The sequence below is a fragment of the Pelomicrobium sp. G1 genome (genome assembly GCF_051905455.1).
GTDB lineage: Bacteria > Pseudomonadota > Gammaproteobacteria > Burkholderiales > UBA6910 > Pelomicrobium.
In genome coordinates this window covers 10,592-26,569 of the sequence record NZ_JBQACR010000005.1, presented here as the reverse complement: position 1 = coordinate 26,569, position 15,978 = coordinate 10,592, and the positions used below count along the sequence as shown (strand labels likewise).

The 15,978-nt window shown below is 66.5% G+C and carries 13 protein-coding genes, 1 tRNA gene and 1 other RNA gene; 11 read left to right on the top strand and 4 right to left on the bottom strand.

The annotated features are described in order from the left end of the window. The gene (locus tag ACTFO6_RS06510) at positions 1 to 540 is read right to left on the bottom strand and encodes an acyloxyacyl hydrolase (protein WP_439933648.1); all 540 of its coding nucleotides are present in this window, start codon (positions 538 to 540) and stop codon (positions 1 to 3) included. A gap of 95 nt (positions 541 to 635) precedes the next feature. Continuing rightward, an RNA gene (ffs, locus tag ACTFO6_RS06505) (signal recognition particle sRNA small type) lies at positions 636 to 734 on the bottom strand. A gap of 369 nt (positions 735 to 1,103) precedes the next feature. Here ffs and acs point away from each other — a divergent pair. From acs to ACTFO6_RS06470, 7 genes are all read left to right on the top strand, one after another. Beyond that, entirely contained in the window at positions 1,104 to 3,068 is a 1,965-nt protein-coding gene (acs, locus tag ACTFO6_RS06500) for an acetate--CoA ligase (RefSeq protein ID WP_439933647.1), read from the top strand. A 147-nt stretch (positions 3,069 to 3,215) separates the two neighbouring features. Next, positions 3,216 to 4,157, top strand: a complete 942-nt coding sequence (locus ACTFO6_RS06495) for an MBL fold metallo-hydrolase (protein WP_439933646.1) — start codon at positions 3,216 to 3,218, stop codon at positions 4,155 to 4,157. A 79-nt stretch (positions 4,158 to 4,236) separates the two neighbouring features. Beyond that, positions 4,237 to 4,446 (top strand): hypothetical protein, encoded by a 210-nt coding sequence (locus ACTFO6_RS06490; protein WP_439933645.1) that lies wholly within the window; start codon positions 4,237 to 4,239, stop codon positions 4,444 to 4,446. 9 nt (positions 4,447 to 4,455) lie between these two features. Continuing rightward, entirely contained in the window at positions 4,456 to 7,305 is a 2,850-nt protein-coding gene (locus tag ACTFO6_RS06485) for an ATP-binding protein (protein WP_439933644.1), read from the top strand. Continuing rightward, positions 7,274 to 7,651 (top strand): response regulator transcription factor, encoded by a 378-nt coding sequence (locus ACTFO6_RS06480; protein ID WP_439933643.1) that lies wholly within the window; start codon positions 7,274 to 7,276, stop codon positions 7,649 to 7,651. Before ACTFO6_RS06485 ends, ACTFO6_RS06480 begins: the two co-directional genes overlap by 32 nt. Next, entirely contained in the window at positions 7,648 to 9,783 is a 2,136-nt protein-coding gene (locus ACTFO6_RS06475) for an exonuclease domain-containing protein (protein WP_439933642.1), read from the top strand. Before ACTFO6_RS06480 ends, ACTFO6_RS06475 begins: the two co-directional genes overlap by 4 nt. Positions 9,784 to 9,844: 61 nt before the next feature. Next, positions 9,845 to 11,269: a putative nucleotidyltransferase substrate binding domain-containing protein gene (locus tag ACTFO6_RS06470; protein WP_439933641.1), complete on the top strand. Its 1,425-nt coding sequence runs from the start codon at positions 9,845 to 9,847 to the stop codon at positions 11,267 to 11,269. 11 nt (positions 11,270 to 11,280) lie between these two features. On the opposite strand, the gene ACTFO6_RS06465 is transcribed toward ACTFO6_RS06470, so the two are convergent. After that, a complete protein-coding gene (locus ACTFO6_RS06465; RefSeq protein WP_439933640.1) occupies positions 11,281 to 11,955 on the bottom strand; it encodes a response regulator transcription factor in 675 nt (224 codons plus the stop codon). A 208-nt stretch (positions 11,956 to 12,163) separates the two neighbouring features. On the opposite strand from ACTFO6_RS06465, the gene ACTFO6_RS06460 reads away from it, so the two are divergent. Both ACTFO6_RS06460 and ACTFO6_RS06455 read left to right on the top strand, forming a co-directional pair. Continuing rightward, entirely contained in the window at positions 12,164 to 12,427 is a 264-nt protein-coding gene (locus tag ACTFO6_RS06460; RefSeq protein ID WP_439933639.1) for a DUF4212 domain-containing protein, read from the top strand. A 3-nt stretch (positions 12,428 to 12,430) separates the two neighbouring features. Further along, positions 12,431 to 14,509, top strand: a complete 2,079-nt coding sequence (locus ACTFO6_RS06455; RefSeq protein WP_439933638.1) for a VC_2705 family sodium/solute symporter — start codon at positions 12,431 to 12,433, stop codon at positions 14,507 to 14,509. Positions 14,510 to 14,578: 69 nt separating this feature from the next. Here the strand turns inward: ACTFO6_RS06455 and ACTFO6_RS06450 are convergent, their stop codons facing one another. Continuing rightward, on the bottom strand, positions 14,579 to 15,169 hold the full coding sequence (locus ACTFO6_RS06450; RefSeq protein WP_439933637.1) for a tetratricopeptide repeat protein: 591 nt from the start codon (positions 15,167 to 15,169) through the stop codon (positions 14,579 to 14,581). Between the two features lie 150 nt (positions 15,170 to 15,319). Here ACTFO6_RS06450 and ACTFO6_RS06445 point away from each other — a divergent pair, with 150 nt between their 5' ends. After that, positions 15,320 to 15,667 (top strand): hypothetical protein, encoded by a 348-nt coding sequence (locus ACTFO6_RS06445; RefSeq protein ID WP_439933636.1) that lies wholly within the window; start codon positions 15,320 to 15,322, stop codon positions 15,665 to 15,667. 86 nt (positions 15,668 to 15,753) lie between these two features. Further along, positions 15,754 to 15,846: transfer RNA gene (locus tag ACTFO6_RS06440), tRNA-Ser, on the top strand. Positions 15,847 to 15,978: the final 132 nt, after the last annotated feature.

Below are 15,978 nucleotides of genomic sequence, written 5' to 3'. Positions count from 1 at the left end.
CTAAAACCAGTAACCGAAGCGAACCTGATGGAAATTGATGCCGTTGTTGGGGGACTTGATCCCGGCGTTGGACAGGTGCTGGAAGCGATAGCTCAGGTCGAAGGCCTGGCGCGGCCCGAAGCGTAGCCCCAGCCCCAAGTGATCGCCGAACTGGAAGCTGGACCCGAAGCGCCGCTGCCGGCTCACCGAAGTCTCCGACAGGAAGTGGGCCCCGATGCCGCCCTCCAAGTACGGGATGAAGCCGCCGGCGCCCGCCCACTGCAGCCGCAGTACGGGGGTCAAGCCTATATCCCACAGCCCCGAGTTGGTCCTGTTCAAGCTATCGTTCATCCAGCGGCCGATCTGCAAGTCCCAATAGCCTCCCAGGGACCAGCCCGCCCGCTCTAGCCAGTGCACCTTCCAATCCCATTGGGCCGCCACCCGCACGAGGCTCACGTCCGCGTTGGAAGAGTCCGACACCCCCCCTTCGAGGGCGATCCCGTCCACCGCCCAGACCGGGGCGGCCAGCACCGCGCCCAGAAACGCAAGGATTCTTTTCACTTGTTGGTTCTCCTAACGCTCCCTTCCTCTCCGCCCCCGGGGCAGAGGAAGGAAGGCGGTCAACGGTCGGCAACCCTTGACCGGCGCGATGAAAGGGTGGCGAGCCTGACCCCCGGCACTTGCAGAGAATAGCTGTGGCTGCTTCCTTCCGGACCTGACCAGGTTCACTATCGTGCAATGCGGGGAGGCCCGCCGTTGATCATGCCCCCGCCCGGGAGCCGTAGCCCGTCGCGGACCCCCGCTCCCCGGGCCGGGTGGGAAACCCGGAATCCTCCGGGCGTCCGTCCCAAAACGCCCCGTAGGGTACCACATGCGCGCCGCCCCCGCCGCATGACCTGTCCCTGTTTCCCAATGGTGGGACGATGGCGCTGGCGGACCGGAGCTACAAAAAGTCGATAAGTCTTGTGTCTTATATAAGATTAGGGTTAAGGTTATAGGCCAAAAGGCCGCGCCCGGCCGGAGACGATCGTGGCGCGCGCTTACCGCGCCGCACTAAAATGCTCTAAAACGAAAGAAGCGGCGGCAGGATTTTTCATCATTCCATGACCTTGAAGGAGGAAGCCATGGCTGCAATCGAATCAGTGCTCCAGGAAACGCGGGTCTTTCCCCCCAGCGAAGAGTTCGTGAAGCAGGCCAACGTCAAGGGCATGGACGCCTACCGGGCGCTGTGCAAGGAGGCCGAACAAGACTACGAGGGATTCTGGGCCCGAATCGCCCGCGAACAGATCGCGTGGCATAAACCGTTCACCCAGGTGCTGGACGAGAGCAAGGCGCCCTTCTACCGCTGGTTCAGCGACGGGATGCTCAACGCCTCCTACAACTGCCTGGACCGGCATCTCTCCACCCAGCCGGACAAGACCGCCATCATCTTCGAGGCCGACGACGGCAAGGTCACCAAGGTCACCTACAAGGAGCTGTACCGGCGCGTGTGCCAGTTCGCCAACGGTCTCAAGTCCCTCAAGATCAAGAAGGGGGACCGGGTGGTCATCTACCTGCCCATGAGCATCGAGGCGGTGGTGGCCATGCAGGCGTGCAACCGCATCGGCGCCATTCATTCGGTGGTCTTCGGCGGCTTCTCGGCCAAGGCGCTCCACGAGCGCATCGTCGACGCCAGGGCGGTGGCGGTGATCACGGCGGACGAGCAGATGCGGGGCGGGCGGGCGATCCCCTTGAAGCCCGCGGTGGACGAGGCCCTAGGGATGGGCGGCTGCGAATCGGTCAAAAGCGTCATCGTCTACAAGCGCACCGGCGCCAACATCGCCTGGAACGCTTCCCGGGACCTGTGGTGGCACGACCTGGTGAACGGCCAGGGGGACACTTGCGAGCCCGAGTGGGTGGAGGCCGAGCACCCCCTGTTCCTGCTCTACACCTCCGGCTCCACCGGCAAGCCCAAAGGCGTGCAGCACTCCACCGGCGGCTACTTGGTGCACGCCGCCCTCACCATGCGCTGGACCTTCGACTACAAGCCGAGCGACATCTTCTGGTGCACCGCCGACGTGGGCTGGGTGACCGGGCACACCTACATCACCTACGGGCCCCTGGCCGTGGGCGCCACCCAGGTGATGTTCGAGGGCGTGCCCACCTACCCCGACGCGGGGCGCTTCTGGAAGATGATCCAGGACCACAAGGTGACGGTGTTCTACACCGCTCCCACCGCCATCCGCTCCCTCATCAAGGCCGGGGCGGAGCAGCCCAAGAAGTACGACCTCTCGAGCCTGCGCATCCTGGGCACCGTGGGAGAGCCCATCAACCCCGAGGCCTGGATGTGGTACTACGAGACGGTGGGCAACAAGCGCTGCCCCATCGTGGACACCTGGTGGCAGACCGAGACCGGGGGCCACATGATCACCCCGCTGCCGGGGGTGACGCCCCTCAAGCCCGGCTCCTGCACCCTGCCCCTGCCCGGCATCATGGCCGACATCGTGGACGAGACCGGCCAGTCGGTGGAAAAAGGCAAGGGCGGCTTCCTGGTCATCCGGCGTCCCTGGCCGGCCATGATCCGCACCATCTGGGGCGATCCCGAGCGCTACGTCAAGAGCTACTTCCCCAGCGACTTCGGCGGCAAACTCTATGTGGCGGGGGACGGCGCCAACCGGGACATGGACGGCTATTACTGGATCATCGGGCGCATCGACGACGTGCTCAACGTCTCCGGCCACCGGCTGGGCACCATGGAGATCGAGTCCGCCCTGGTGGCGAACCCCCAGGTGGCCGAGGCGGCGGTGGTGGGCAAGCCCCACGAGGTGAAGGGGGAGGCGGTGGTCGCCTTCGTGGTCCTGAAAGGCCCACGGCCGGTGGGCGAGGAGGCGCAGAAGATCGCCGCCCAGCTCAGGAACTGGGTGGGCGAGCAGATCGGCCCCATCGCCAAGCCCGACGAGATTCGCTTCGGCGACAACCTGCCCAAGACCCGCTCGGGCAAGATCATGCGCCGGCTGTTGCGCTCCATCGCCAAGGGCGAGGAGATCACCCAGGACGTCTCCACGCTGGAGAATCCGGCGATCCTGGAGCAGCTCAAGGTGACCCAGTGAGCCGGCGGGTCTCGTCCGCGGTCGGCCCTGGACGGCGGGAGCGTCCGACGCGCTGAGCCGGCGGACCCCTGCTCCGGCGGGGTACCATTCGAGGGCGCCCCGCCGGTTTTCTCCTTTTCCAAACACTGTCCGGTGACGCTGCCCGCCTTGATTCAGTACGACCATGGCATCGCCGCGGTGGACTCGGGCTATTACCGGCCCAACCTGGATGCGATCCACGTCATCGTGGAGCGGGGCCGAGCGGCTATCGTGGACACGGGCACCAGCCGCTCGGTCCCCGGGCTCCTGGCCGCCCTGGAGGCGCTGGGGGTGGATCGGCACGCGGTGGACTACATCCTGGTCACCCACATCCACCTGGACCACGCGGGCGGCGCCGGGCAGCTCGCCCTGGCCCTGCCCCGGACCCCCATCGTGGTCCATCCCCGGGGAGCGCGCCACCTGGTAGATCCGGGGAAGCTGGTGGCCAGCACCCAGGCAGTCTACGGCGAAGAGGAATTCCGCCGGCTCTACGGCGAGGTGCTGCCGGTGCCGGCCGAGCGGCTGATCGAAGCCCCCGACGGCTTCCGCCTTTCCCTGGCCGGGCGGGAGCTCGTTCTTCTCGACACCCCCGGCCACGCCCGGCACCATTACTGCATCTACGACGCGCGCTCCCGCTCGGTCTTCACCGGCGACACCTTCGGCATCTCCTACCGGGAGTTCGACGGGGAGGGGACGGAGTTCATCTTCCCCACCTCGACCCCGGCCCAGTTCGACCCCGACGCGGCCCATGTCTCCATCGACCGCCTGGCGAGCCTCGAGCCCAGGCATGCTTTTCTCACCCACTACAGCCGGGTGTCCCACGTGGCGCGGCACGCGGCCACCCTGCACCGGCTGCTGGAGGAGTACCGGCGGCTGGCCGAGCAGGCCCGCTCCGCGGGGCCGGCGCGCCACCGGGTGCTCACCGAGGGCCTGCGGGAGCTGCTGCTCGAGGAGGCCCAGGCCAGCGGCAGTCCTCTGCCGGAGGAGACCGCGGCGCAGCTCCTCGCCATGGACATCGAGCTCAACGCCCAAGGAATCGAAGTCTGGATGGACGCTAAGGCCAAGGCCTGAACGGAAGCCGCCCGCCGGGGCGGGGTGGATACCAGGTGCTAATATTGGAAAAAGCTCCACCGCCGAAAGGGTTGCCGCCATGAGGGAGAACGTGACCGGGGAGCGGCTGATCGCCGTGTTCCTCGTCGGCTGCCTGTTGTTCAACTACCCCCTCCTCGACCTCTTCAACAGCGACGCCGAGGTCTTCGGCATACCGCTGCTCTTCGCCTACATCTTCGCCGCCTGGATGCTGCTGATCGGGCTGATGGCCTGGATCGTGGAGGCGCGTCCGGGCCGGCGGGAGCACTAAGCTCCGCCGATGCTGCAAGGCTCGGTCATCGTCATCGCCTCATTCGCCTACCTGGGCATCCTGTTCGCCATCGCCTATTACGCCGACAAGCGGGCGGACGCCGGGCGCTCGGTCATCGCCAACCCCTACATCTACGCCCTGTCCCTGGCGGTCTACGCCACTTCCTGGACCTTCTACGGGAGCGTGGGGCGCGCCGCCTCCACCGGCATCGGGTTCCTGCCCATCTACCTGGGCCCGACCTTGATGGCGGCCCTGTGGTGGTTCGTGATGCTCAAGATCATCCGCATCAGCAAGGCCAACCGCATCACCTCCATCGCCGACTTCATCTCCTCCCGCTACGGCAAGAGCCAGCTCCTGGGGGGTCTGGTGACCGTGACCGCGGTAATCGTCATCATCCCCTACATCTCCCTGCAGTTGAAGGCGGTGTCCAACACCTTCAGCCTGCTGCTGCACTACCCGGAAGTCTCCGCCCCGGCGGCGCGCGCGGCCCAGCCGGTGGTGAGCGACAGCGCCTTCTACATCGCTCTACTGCTGGCGGCTTTCACCATCGTCTTCGGCACCCGGCACCTGGACGCCTCCGAGCGCCACGAGGGCATGGTGGCGGCCATCGCCTTCGAGTCCCTGGTGAAGCTGCTCGCCTTCGTCGCCGTGGGGCTGTTCGTCACCTTCGGCCTGTACAACGGCTTCGCCGACATCTTCGACCGGGCAGCGGAGCTGCCCAAGCTGAACGCCCTGCTCACGGTGGGCGGCGCCGCGGGCACCTACGACACCTGGGCCTCCCTCACCGTGCTGTCCATGCTCTCCATCATGCTCCTGCCGCGGCAATTCCAGATCTCGGTGGTGGAGAACGTGAACGAAAAGCACGTGCTGAAGGCGATCTGGCTCTTTCCCCTCTACCTTTTCGCCATCAACATCTTCGTCCTGCCCATCGCCTTCGGCGGGCTCATGCGCTTTCCCGACGGGGGTGTGGACGCCGACACCTTCGTGCTCACCATCCCTATGGCCGAGCAGCAGGAAGCGCTCGCGCTGTTCGCCTTCATCGGCGGGCTGTCCGCCGCCACCGGCATGGTGATCGTGGAGACCATCGCCCTGTCCACCATGGTGTGCAATGATCTCGTCATGCCGGTGCTGCTGCGGCTGCGCTGGTTGCGGCTGACCGAACGCCCGGACCTGACCGGGCTGTTGCTCGGCATCCGGCGCGGCGCCATCGTCGCCGTGCTGCTGCTCGGCTACCTCTACTTCCGCCTCGCCGGGGAAGCGTACGCCCTGGTGTCCATCGGCCTCATCTCCTTCGCCGGCGTGGCTCAGTTCGCCCCGGCGTTCTTCGGCGGCATGTACTGGAAGGGCGGAACCCGCACCGGCGCCATCGCCGGCCTCACGGCGGGCTTCCTGGTGTGGGCCTACACCCTGCTCCTGCCCTCCTTCGCCCGTTCCGGCTGGCTACCCATCTCCTTCCTCGAAGCGGGCCCCTTAGGCATCGAGCTGTTGAAACCCCTGGAGCTTTTCGGCCTGCGGGGTCTCGACCAGAACACCCACTCCCTCTTCTGGAGCATGCTGGCCAACATCGGCGCCTACGTGGCCGGCAGCCTCCTCACCCGTCCGAGCGTGGCGGAGCACAGCCAGGCGACCCTGTTCGTCGACGCCTTCAAGAAATCCCCGGAGTCCACCGGATCGCGCTTCTGGCGGGGGTCGGCCACCGTGGACGACCTGCGGCCCGTGCTCAGCCGCTTCCTCGGGGCCGGACGGGCCGAGGAGGCGCTGCGCGAGTACGCCCTCCGGCGCGGGCTGGAGGACGTAAGCGACCTGCAGGCCGACGCGGACCTGGTCCACTACGCCGAGACCCTGCTCGCCGGCGCCATCGGCGCGGCCTCGGCCCGGGTCATGGTGGCCTCCACGGTAAAGGAGGAACCCCTGACCATGGACGAGGTCCTGAACATCCTGGACGAGACCTCCCAGATCATCGCCTATAGCCGCCAATTGGAGAGCAAGTCCCGGGCGCTGGAAAGGGCGACCGCCGAGCTCAAGGCGGCCAACGAGCGCCTGCAGGAGGTGGACCGGCTGAAGGACGACTTCATCTCCACCGTCACCCACGAGCTGCGCACCCCCCTCACCTCGATCCGCGCCCTCACCGAGATCCTGCATGACAACCCCGACCTGGACGCGGCCGAGCGCACCCGCTTCCTCGGCATCATCATCAAGGAGAGCGAGCGGCTGACCCGGCTCATCAACCAGGTGCTGGACCTGGCCAAGCTGGAATCCGGCAACGCTGACTGGCACAACACGGAGCTGGACCTGCGGGAGGTGATCGAGGAGGCGGTCGCCTCCACGGCCCAGCTCTTTAAGGAGAAGCGGGTCAAGCTGGAGACCCGCCTGGAGGCGAACGTGCCGCGCATCACCGCCGACCGGGACCGCCTGGTGCAGGTCATGCTAAACCTGCTCTCCAACGCGGTGAAATTCTGCGAGCCCGAGCGGGGCCGGGTGACCGTCACCTTGAGGCGGGAGGGCAAGACGCTGCGGGTGGACGTGAGCGACAACGGAATCGGCATCAGTCCCGAGCACCAGAAAGTGATCTTCGAAAAATTCAGGCAGGTGGGGGACACGATGAGGGCCCGGCCCTCGGGCACCGGGCTAGGGCTGCCCATCAGCCGCCAGATCATCGAACATTTCGGGGGACGGCTGTGGGTCGAGAGCGCGCCCGGGCGCGGGGCGACGTTCTCGTTCACCATCCCCCTCGCCCCCGAGCGGGTCGCCGCGGCCGCGCGGGCTGGACAAGCCGACGCGAGAACCGGCGCACAAGGGGAAATCGCCGCAACGGAGGAGGCCAAGCATGGGCAAGCGGATACTGATCGCCGACGATGAGCCCAACATCGTCGTTTCGCTGGAGTTCTTGATGGAGCGGCACGGCTACGAGATCCGGGTCGCCACCGACGGGGAAGAGGTGTTGCGGGCGGTCGAGGAATTCCGCCCCGATCTGATCCTGCTGGACGTGATGCTGCCGGGCAAAAGCGGGTTCGAAGTCTGCCAGAAGCTGCGAGAGGACCCCGCCTGGCAGGGGGTGAAAATCGTGATGCTCACCGCCAAGGGGCGGGAGACGGAGGTGGCCAAGGGGCTCGCCCTGGGGGCCGACGCCTACATCACCAAGCCCTTCTCCACCAAGGAGCTGATCGCCCAGGTGAAGAAGCTTCTGGGGGAACAGGCCGCGTGAGCCGAGGGAGGTTCGTCCTCGTCCTGGCTCTCTGCTACGGGGCGGCGATGGGCCTGCCCGGGCTGCTGGGCTGGCTCGTCTGGCGGCGGCTCCCCACCGAGCTGCAGGGCCCGGCGCTGGAGGCGCTGGCGGACCAGGCGGTGCTGTTCGCCATGACGGCCGTGGGCGTCCTGTTCGCCTTGGCGATCCTGCTCGAGCTCCTTTCCAACCTCTACCTGACCCCGATCCGCCGCTTGCGGGAGGACCTCCAGGTCATGCTGGAGGCCAATCCCGCCCATCGCGCGAGCGCCGAAGGGGCTGCCGACGTGCGCGCCCTGGTGGAAAGCGTCAACCGCTTCGCCGAGCACTACCACGCCCTGCTGGAACGGGTGGAAGCCCGGGTGGAAGAGGCCAAGCGGGCGGTGGAGGAGGAAAAAAACCGCCTGGCGGCGGTGATCTCGGAGCTCGCCCAGGGGGTGCTCGTGTGCAACATTGAGGGGCAGATCCTGCTCTACAACAACCGCGCCCGGCAGCTCCTTTCCGCCAATCCCGCGGGATCGGCGACCGGCGGCCTGGTGGGGCTAGGGCGCTCGGTGTTCGGCGTGATCGACCGGCCGCTGATCCTCCATGCCCTGGACACCATCCACAGCCTGCTCTCCCAGAAGCGCCCCCATGCGGTGGCCCGGTTCGTCACCACCGCTCCCTCGGGGCAACTCGTGCGGGCGCTGGTGGTGCCGGTGCTCGGCAACGAGGGGCTGACCGGGTTCGTCATGACCCTGGAGGACGTGACGCGCACCGTGGAACAGGGCAGCCGTCGGGATGCCCTGCTGCAATCCGTCACGGAGGGCAGCCGGGCGGCGCTCGCCAGCATCCGCGCCGCGGTGGAGACGCTGCAGAGCTTTCCCGACATGCCGGCCGAGCAGCAGGGGCGCTTTATCGCCGTCATTAGCCAGGAAGCCAGCCGTCTCTCCGAACGCATCGAGGGCGCCATCCGGGAATTCTCCGACGCCATGAAGGCGCAATGGGTCATGGAGGACATGCTGGGCGAGGACCTGGTGGCCGCCGCCTGCCGGCGTATCGAGACGCGGCTCGGCCTCGCCGCCAAGGCGGAAATCCTGGCCCCCGACCTGTGGATGCGGGTGGACAGCTTCGCCCTGGTCCAGGTCCTGGCCTACCTGGCCGCCCGGCTCAAGGAGGAGTTCGGCGTGTGGGAGCTGCGCCTGCGGCTCGCGGGCGAGGGACGGCTCGCCCATCTGGACCTGGTGTGGCGCGGCGCGCCCCTTTCGGCGGAAACCGTGTTCGCCTGGGAGAGCGAGCCCCTCACCGCGGGAGGCGAGGACCTGCCCCTTACGGTGAAAGACGTGATCGAACGCCACGACGGGGAGATTTGGTACCAGCGGGACCGCCCCGCCCAGGAGTCGTATTTCCGCCTGCTGATCCCGGCCAGCGCCCCGGAAACCGTGGGCTTCGCCCTGCCCGCCCCGGCCGGGAGCCGGCCCGAATACTACGACTTCGACCTCTTCCGCCAGCAGCCCTCCAGCCCGGCGCTGGACGAGCGCAGGCTCACGGAGCTCAAGTACACCGTGTTCGACACCGAGACCACGGGGCTGGAGCCTTCGGCGGGCGACGAGATCATCTCCATCGGCGCGGTGCGCATCGTCAACGGCCGGCTGCTCCTGCACGAGGTATTCGACCAGTTGGTGGACCCGCGCCGGCCCATGTCGCCCGAATCCATCAAGGTGACCGGCATCGACCCGTCCATGCTCCGGGGCCAGCCCCCCATCGAGGCGGTCCTCCCGGCGTTCCATCGCTTCTGCGAGGACTCGGTGCTGGTCGCCCACAACGCGGCTTTCGACCTGCGCTTCCTGCAGATGAAGGAAGCCCAGGCGGGGGTGAAGTTCGACCAACCGGTGCTGGACACTTTGCTCCTCTCCGCCGCGATCCAGCCCAATCAGGAAGACCACAAGCTGGAGGCGATCGCCGCACGGCTGGGAGTCCCCGTGGTGGGCCGGCACACGGCCCTCGGGGACGCCATCGTGACCGCGGAAGTGTTCCTCAAGATGATTCCGCTCCTCGCCGAGCGGGGTATCCACACCCTGCGGCAGGCCCGAGAGGCGTCCCAGCGGACCTACTATGCGCGCGTCCGGTACTGAAAAGACGCGGCAGGAAACGGCGCCGCCCGGCGGGCGCACCGGCGCGGCGGAACTGCCGCCCATGGACCGCCTGCTCTCCACCCTCGCCCACAAGCCCGTCACCTGCCCGCCCCACGCTTCCATCGGATCGGTGCTGGAAACCATGCAAAGGCACGGCATCGGCTCCATGATCGTGGTGGACCAGGCCGGCGGGCCCCTTGGTATATTCACCTTGCATGACCTGCTGAGCCGGGTCGCCCTGCCCCAACGGAGCCTCGCCGACCCCATCGAGCAGGTGATGACCCGCAGCCTCACCACCCTGCCTTCCCACGCCACCGCCTACGAGGCGGCCCTGGCCATGGTGCGCCACGGGATCCGCCATCTTCTGGTGGTGGATGCCGGGCGGCTGGTGGGGGTCGTTTCGGAAAAAGACCTGTTCAGCCTGCAGCGGGTGAGCATGCGCCAGCTCTCCCAGGACATCCGCAACGCCGACAGCCTGGAGAGCCTGCAGCAGTTCAGCGCCGAGGTGCGCAAGCTGGCCCAGAGCATGCTCGTCCAGGGCGTGGCGGCGGAGCAGCTCACCCAGTTCATCGCCTCGCTGAACGATCTGCTCACCCAGCGGGCGATCGACCTGGAGTTCCGCGGCGCGGACCTGGAGCCGATCCGCTGGTGCTGGCTCGCCCTGGGCAGCGAGGGGCGCCTGGAGCAGACCCTAAGCACCGATCAGGACAACGGGATCCTCTTCGAGGTGCCCCGGGGTACGACCGCAGGGGAGGTGCGCGAGCGGCTGCTGCCGATCGCCCAGCGGATCAACCTGACCCTGGATCGTTGCGGCTTCCCCTTGTGCCGCGGCGACATCATGGCGGGCAACCCCCACTGGTGCCTGAGCGCGGAGGAGTGGCGGGGGAAATTCGCCGCCTGGATCGACAGCGGCAGCCCGGAAGCCCTGCTGCACGGCTCCATCTTCTTCGACTTCCGTCCCCTGCACGGGGAAGCCCGCCTCGCCCTGGAGTTGCGGCAGTGGCTGCTCCCCCATGCCAGCGCGAACCGCCGTTTCCTGCACCAGATGGCGGAAAACGCCCTGCGCAACCGGCCGCCCCTGGGCTTTTTCCGGGACTTCGCCGTGGACGCTAGCGGCGAGCACCGCAACACCATCGATCTGAAGCTGAACGGAGCCACCCTGTTCGTGGACGCCGCTCGCATCTTGAGCCTGCACACCCAGGTGCCCGCCACTAACACGGCGGAACGGCTGCGGCGCTCGGCGGAAAAGTTGCACCTCCCCCGGGACGAAGTGGAAGCCTGGGTCGAGGCGTTCTACCACATCCAGCGGTTGCGGCTCCAGCACCAGTACCAGAGAATCCTCGAGGGCCTGCCGCCGAACAACCGCTTGAACCCTTATGCGCTCAACCGGTTCGAGCGTCGCATCCTCAAGGAGGCGCTGCGGCAGGCGAAAGCCCTGCAGGCGCGCCTGGCCCTGGAGTATCAGGTCTCGGGATTGACCGGCTGAGGCCCGAGCGCTCAAGAGGCGTCGCCGTGGTCGAGCTGGTAGCCCCGCCCGTGGAAGGTGCGCACCGTGACGCCGCTATTCTCCAGCTTCTTCCGCAGGCGGTGCACGTAGACCTCGATGGCGTTGAACGTGACCCCGTCGTCGAAACCGCAGAGCCGCTCCAGAAGCTGCTCCTTGCTCACCACCCGGCCGAAGTGCTGGAGCAGCACCTCGAACACACTCACTTCCCGGGGCGATAGGGGCAGCGTCTTGCCCTTCACCTGCAGGGTCCGGGTGACCGCGTCGTAGCTCACCCCCTCCCCCAGCATCTGGGACGGGAGGCTGTACCGGCTGCGGCGCAGCAGCGCCCGTACCCGGGCCAGGAACTCGTTCACGCTGAAGGGCTTGGCCATGTAGTCGTCGGCGCCCAGGTCCAGGACCCGGGCCTTGTCGTCCGGCGCGTCCCGGGCCGAAAGGACCAGCACGGGGGTGGCGCTCAAGCGGGCCCTAAGCCGCCGCAGCACCTCGAACCCGTCCACGGTGGGCAGCCCCAGGTCCAAGATCACCAGGTCGAAGGGATGGCGCTTGAGCACCTGGTCGGCGGTCTCCCCGGTGCCCACCCGGTCCACCGCGTAATTGGAGATTTTCAAGGCGAATTCGATCGCCTCCCCCAGCACGGGGTCGTCCTCCACCACCAGGATTCTCACGGCTCCTCCAGCGGTCCTAGGCCCCCAGCGCTCCCCGCTCCACCGTTTGCCTTTGCCCCGGGCCGTTGCTACATTGAAAGAGCTAAGTTAAGGCGCCCTAGAAAAGGTCCGGCGGGCGTAAGGATTCTGTAAGCTATTCTAGCTTAGGATTCAATAAAAACATCAAGCTACTTCGCCTCATTCAACTGACCGCAAGAGGAGGACGCCCATGCAGCTCACCGAGCGACACCGGGAGTACTGGCGCAAGAACCTGAGGCTTACAGGAATTCTGTTGTTCATCTGGTTCTTCGTCACCTACGTGATCGGCTTCTTCGCCAAGGGCCTGAGTTCCATCACGATCCTGGGTTTCCCGTTCCCGTTCTGGGTGGGCGCCCAAGGAGCCCTGATCATCTACGTGATCATCATCTGGTTTTATGCCCGCTACATGAACAAGCTCGACCAGGAGTATGGGGTCGCGGAAGGGGAGGAATGACCGATGGCCGTCTCGAGTCAGGCTCAATTTAACCAGGCGCTGAAGAAGTACTACAGCTTCTACACCGGCGGTTTCATCGCCTTCGTGATCGTCTTGGCCATTCTGGAAGCCCTGGGCATTCCGAACCGGGTGATCGGCTACATCTTCCTGTTCGCCACCGTCGCCCTCTACGCCGGCATCGGCATCATGAGCCGCACGGCGGACGTGGCCGAGTACTACGTGGCCGGGCGGCGGGTGCCGGCCTTTTTCAACGGCATGGCCACCGGCGCAGACTGGATGTCGGCGGCTTCCTTCATCGGCATGGCCGGTAGCCTTTACCTGTTGGGCTACGATGGACTGGCTTTCATCATGGGATGGACCGGCGGCTACGTGCTGGTAGCCCTGTTCATCGCGCCCTACCTGCGCAAGTTCGGCCAGTTCACCATCCCCGACTTCCTGGGGGCCCGTTACGGCGGTCACGTCCCACGCCTGATCGGGGTCTTCGCCGCCATTCTTTGCTCCTTCACCTACGTGGTGGCCCAGGTGATGGGCGTGGGCATCATCACCAGCCGGTTCACGGGCCTGGAGTTCGGCATCGGGGTGTTCGTCGGCCTGGCCGGCATCCTGGTGTGCTCCTTCCTCGGCGGCATGCGGGCGGTGACCTGGACCCAGGTGGCCCAGTACATCATCCTGATCATCGCCTACCTGATTCCCCCCATCTGGTTGGCGGCCAAGCAGACCGGCGTGCCGGCCCCGTGGGTGGTCTACGGCTACCAGCTCCAGAAAGTGACCCAGCTCGAAGACAAGATCCTCGCCGATCCCAAGGAAAACGAAGTCCGGGATATCTTCAAGCAGAAGTCCGAGGCGGCCAAGGCGGCGCTAAAGGACCCCGCTAAGGCCTATGCGGACGGCAAAGCCGCGCTGGAGAAGCGGCTCGCCGACTTGAAGGCGGCCAACGCTCCGGCGGAGGAGATCGTCAAGGCCGAGGAAGCGCTCAAGAAGTACCCGGCCACCCTGGAGGCCGCCGTCGAGCAGTGGAAAAAGGATGAGAAGTTGGCTGCCCGGGCGGCGCCGCTCAAGCGCCACGCCGAGATCTTCGCCGGCAAGGACGAACAGGACGTCGCCGTCAAACGGCGCAATTTCCTGGCCCTCATTTTCTGCCTTATGGTGGGCACCGCGGCCCTGCCCCACATCCTGATGCGCTATTACACGACGCCGAGCGTCAGGGAGGCAAGGCAATCGGTCTTCTGGTCCCTGTTCTTCATCTGCCTGCTCTATCTCACCGCGCCGGCCCTGGCCGTGCTGGTGAAATACGAGATCTACGCCAACCTGGTGGGCTCGGCCTTCGCCGAGTTGCCCCGGTGGGTGTCCCTATGGCAGGCGGTGGACCCGACCTTGCTCTTCCTCTCGGATGTAAATGGCGACGGCATCATCCAGCGGGCCGAGATCGCCATCCACGGCGACATCGTGGTGTTGGCAACCCCCGAGATCGCCGGGCTGCCCTACGTGATCTCCGGCCTGGTGGCGGCGGGGGGACTCGCGGCGGCCCTCTCCACCGCGGACGGGCTGCTGCTCACCATCGCCAACGCCCTCTCCCACGACGTCTACTACAAGATGATCGACCCCAACGCGCCCACCTCCCGGCGCCTGGCGGTGGCCAAGACCCTGCTCCTGATCGTGGCCCTGCTCGCCGCCTACGTGGCCGCCCAGAAGCCGGCCGACATCCTGTTCCTGGTGTCGGCGGCCTTCTCCTTCGCCGCCTCCGCCTTCTTCCCGGCCCTGGTCCTGGGGGTGTTCTGGAAGAAGGCGAGCAAGCTGGGGGCCATCCTGGGGATGGTGATCGGCCTGGGGGTGTGCTTCTACTACATGGCCACCACCCAGCCGTGGATGCGGGGCCTGTTCGGGGTCACCGGCCCGATCTCGGACTACATGTGGTTCGGCATCCAGCCCATTTCGGCCGGGGTCTTCGGCATCCCAGCGGGCTTCATCGCCGCCATCATCGGCAGCCTGATCGCTCCCAACACCAATAAGGAGGTGATCGAGTTGGTGGACCACGTGCGCTATCCGAGCCTGGCGGGGGACATCGATACCCGGGCGACTTGACCTAGGCGGCCAGCCCCACCGAGAAAAGGCCCGCTTGCGCGGGCCTTTTCTATTGCGCAACGGGCTCCCCTACACCTTCAAATCCCTCACCAGGTGCGCCAGGTCGGCCCGCTCCGCGTCCCGGATGAGCTGGCGGGTCATCAGGGGATCGAAGCGGAACAGGTGATGCACCACTTCTTTGACCTTGTCCGGCTTGTGGGTATGATGGTAGGCCATCCCCAGGGCATACCAGGCATGGGGGTTCATGGGCTGCAGCTCGGCCGCCTGCTGGAACGCCCCCACCGCTTCCTCGTGCCGGCCCAGCATGGCGTAGCACATGCCCATGCCGTACCACGCCCGATCCAGCTTGGGATCCAGCCTGACCGCCGCTTGGAAAGCCTCGATGGCCGGCCGGATGCGGCGCAGTTTCTCCCGCACGAACCCCAGGTCGAAGAGCAGATGGGCGTTTTTCGGGTTGAGCCGCACCGCCTCCTCGAAATACCCCAGGGCCTCCTCGTAGCGCTCCCGCCGGGCGAGCAGATAGCCCAGGGCGCTCACCACCTTGGGGGAACGGGGATCGTAGCGCAGGGCGGTGCGGTATTCCCGCTCCGCCTGGTCGTAGCGGCGCAACCGCTCGAACATGCGCGCCCGCAAGTAATAGCGCAGGGTGTCGAAGTCCATGGTCCTGGGCGGGCCCCTCTCAAAAGTCCATTACATTTTCTCCACTGGAACCCGCTCCCGCAAGCGAAAACCTCCCACGCCGCCCATGGCGCGGTGCGGCTCCAGCGCCGCGGGCCGTTGTGCTATCCTTTTCCCGCTGACGAGACCTCCATGCTCCAGTTTTTCTCCATCCTCAAGCTGCTGTGCGAAATCGTCGGCCTGTCCCTGATCGGCCAGGGAATCCTTTACGTGCTGGCGGGGGCCAACCGGGAGAAGAACTTTCCTTATCTCATCCTGCGCACCGTCACCTCTCCGGTCACCCGGGCGGTGCGGTTCATCACCCCCCGCTTCATCCTGGACCAGCACGTGGGCTTCATCGCCTTTTTTCTCGTCTTCCTCATCTGGTTCTGGGCCGGGCAACAGAAGCTCAAGCTGTGCCTAACCGAGTACGCCGGCCATCCGGCTTGCACGGCCATGGTGCAGAAGTACGAGGAGCGGCTCCAGGGCTCCGGGCAGTAGGGTCGGGCCTTGTTGGGCCTTTGACAGGCAGCCCGTTCTCCCTTATGTTTGCGGCCTTGGCCCGCCTCCAGGGCCAGCCACGGCACGGAGAGGTGACCGAGCGGTCGAAGGTGCACGACTGGAAATCGTGTGTACGGTCAAAAGCCGTACCGCGGGTTCGAATCCCGCCCTCTCCGCCAGAATCAAAATAGCCCCCGCAGTGGGGCTATTTTGATTCTGGCAGATGGGTGTGTGGACGAACCGCCGGGTTCGACCAGCCGAGCACCGCTCGGCTGGGACGTCACGAGCGCAGCGAGTGGCGGGCCCGAGCG

Coding starts and splice junctions, on each gene's coding strand:
- ACTFO6_RS06445 (WP_439933636.1), top strand. CDS start 15,320: ATGCTCCAGTTTTTCTCCATCCTCAAGCTGCTGTGCGAAATCGTCGGC.
- ACTFO6_RS06470 (WP_439933641.1), top strand. CDS start 9,845: ATGGACCGCCTGCTCTCCACCCTCGCCCACAAGCCCGTCACCTGCCCG.
- ACTFO6_RS06450 (WP_439933637.1), bottom strand. CDS start 15,169: ATGGACTTCGACACCCTGCGCTATTACTTGCGGGCGCGCATGTTCGAG.
- acs (WP_439933647.1), top strand. CDS start 1,104: ATGGCTGCAATCGAATCAGTGCTCCAGGAAACGCGGGTCTTTCCCCCC.
- ACTFO6_RS06480 (WP_439933643.1), top strand. CDS start 7,274: ATGGGCAAGCGGATACTGATCGCCGACGATGAGCCCAACATCGTCGTT.
- ACTFO6_RS06485 (WP_439933644.1), top strand. CDS start 4,456: ATGCTGCAAGGCTCGGTCATCGTCATCGCCTCATTCGCCTACCTGGGC.
- ACTFO6_RS06490 (WP_439933645.1), top strand. CDS start 4,237: ATGAGGGAGAACGTGACCGGGGAGCGGCTGATCGCCGTGTTCCTCGTC.
- ACTFO6_RS06460 (WP_439933639.1), top strand. CDS start 12,164: ATGCAGCTCACCGAGCGACACCGGGAGTACTGGCGCAAGAACCTGAGG.
- ACTFO6_RS06455 (WP_439933638.1), top strand. CDS start 12,431: ATGGCCGTCTCGAGTCAGGCTCAATTTAACCAGGCGCTGAAGAAGTAC.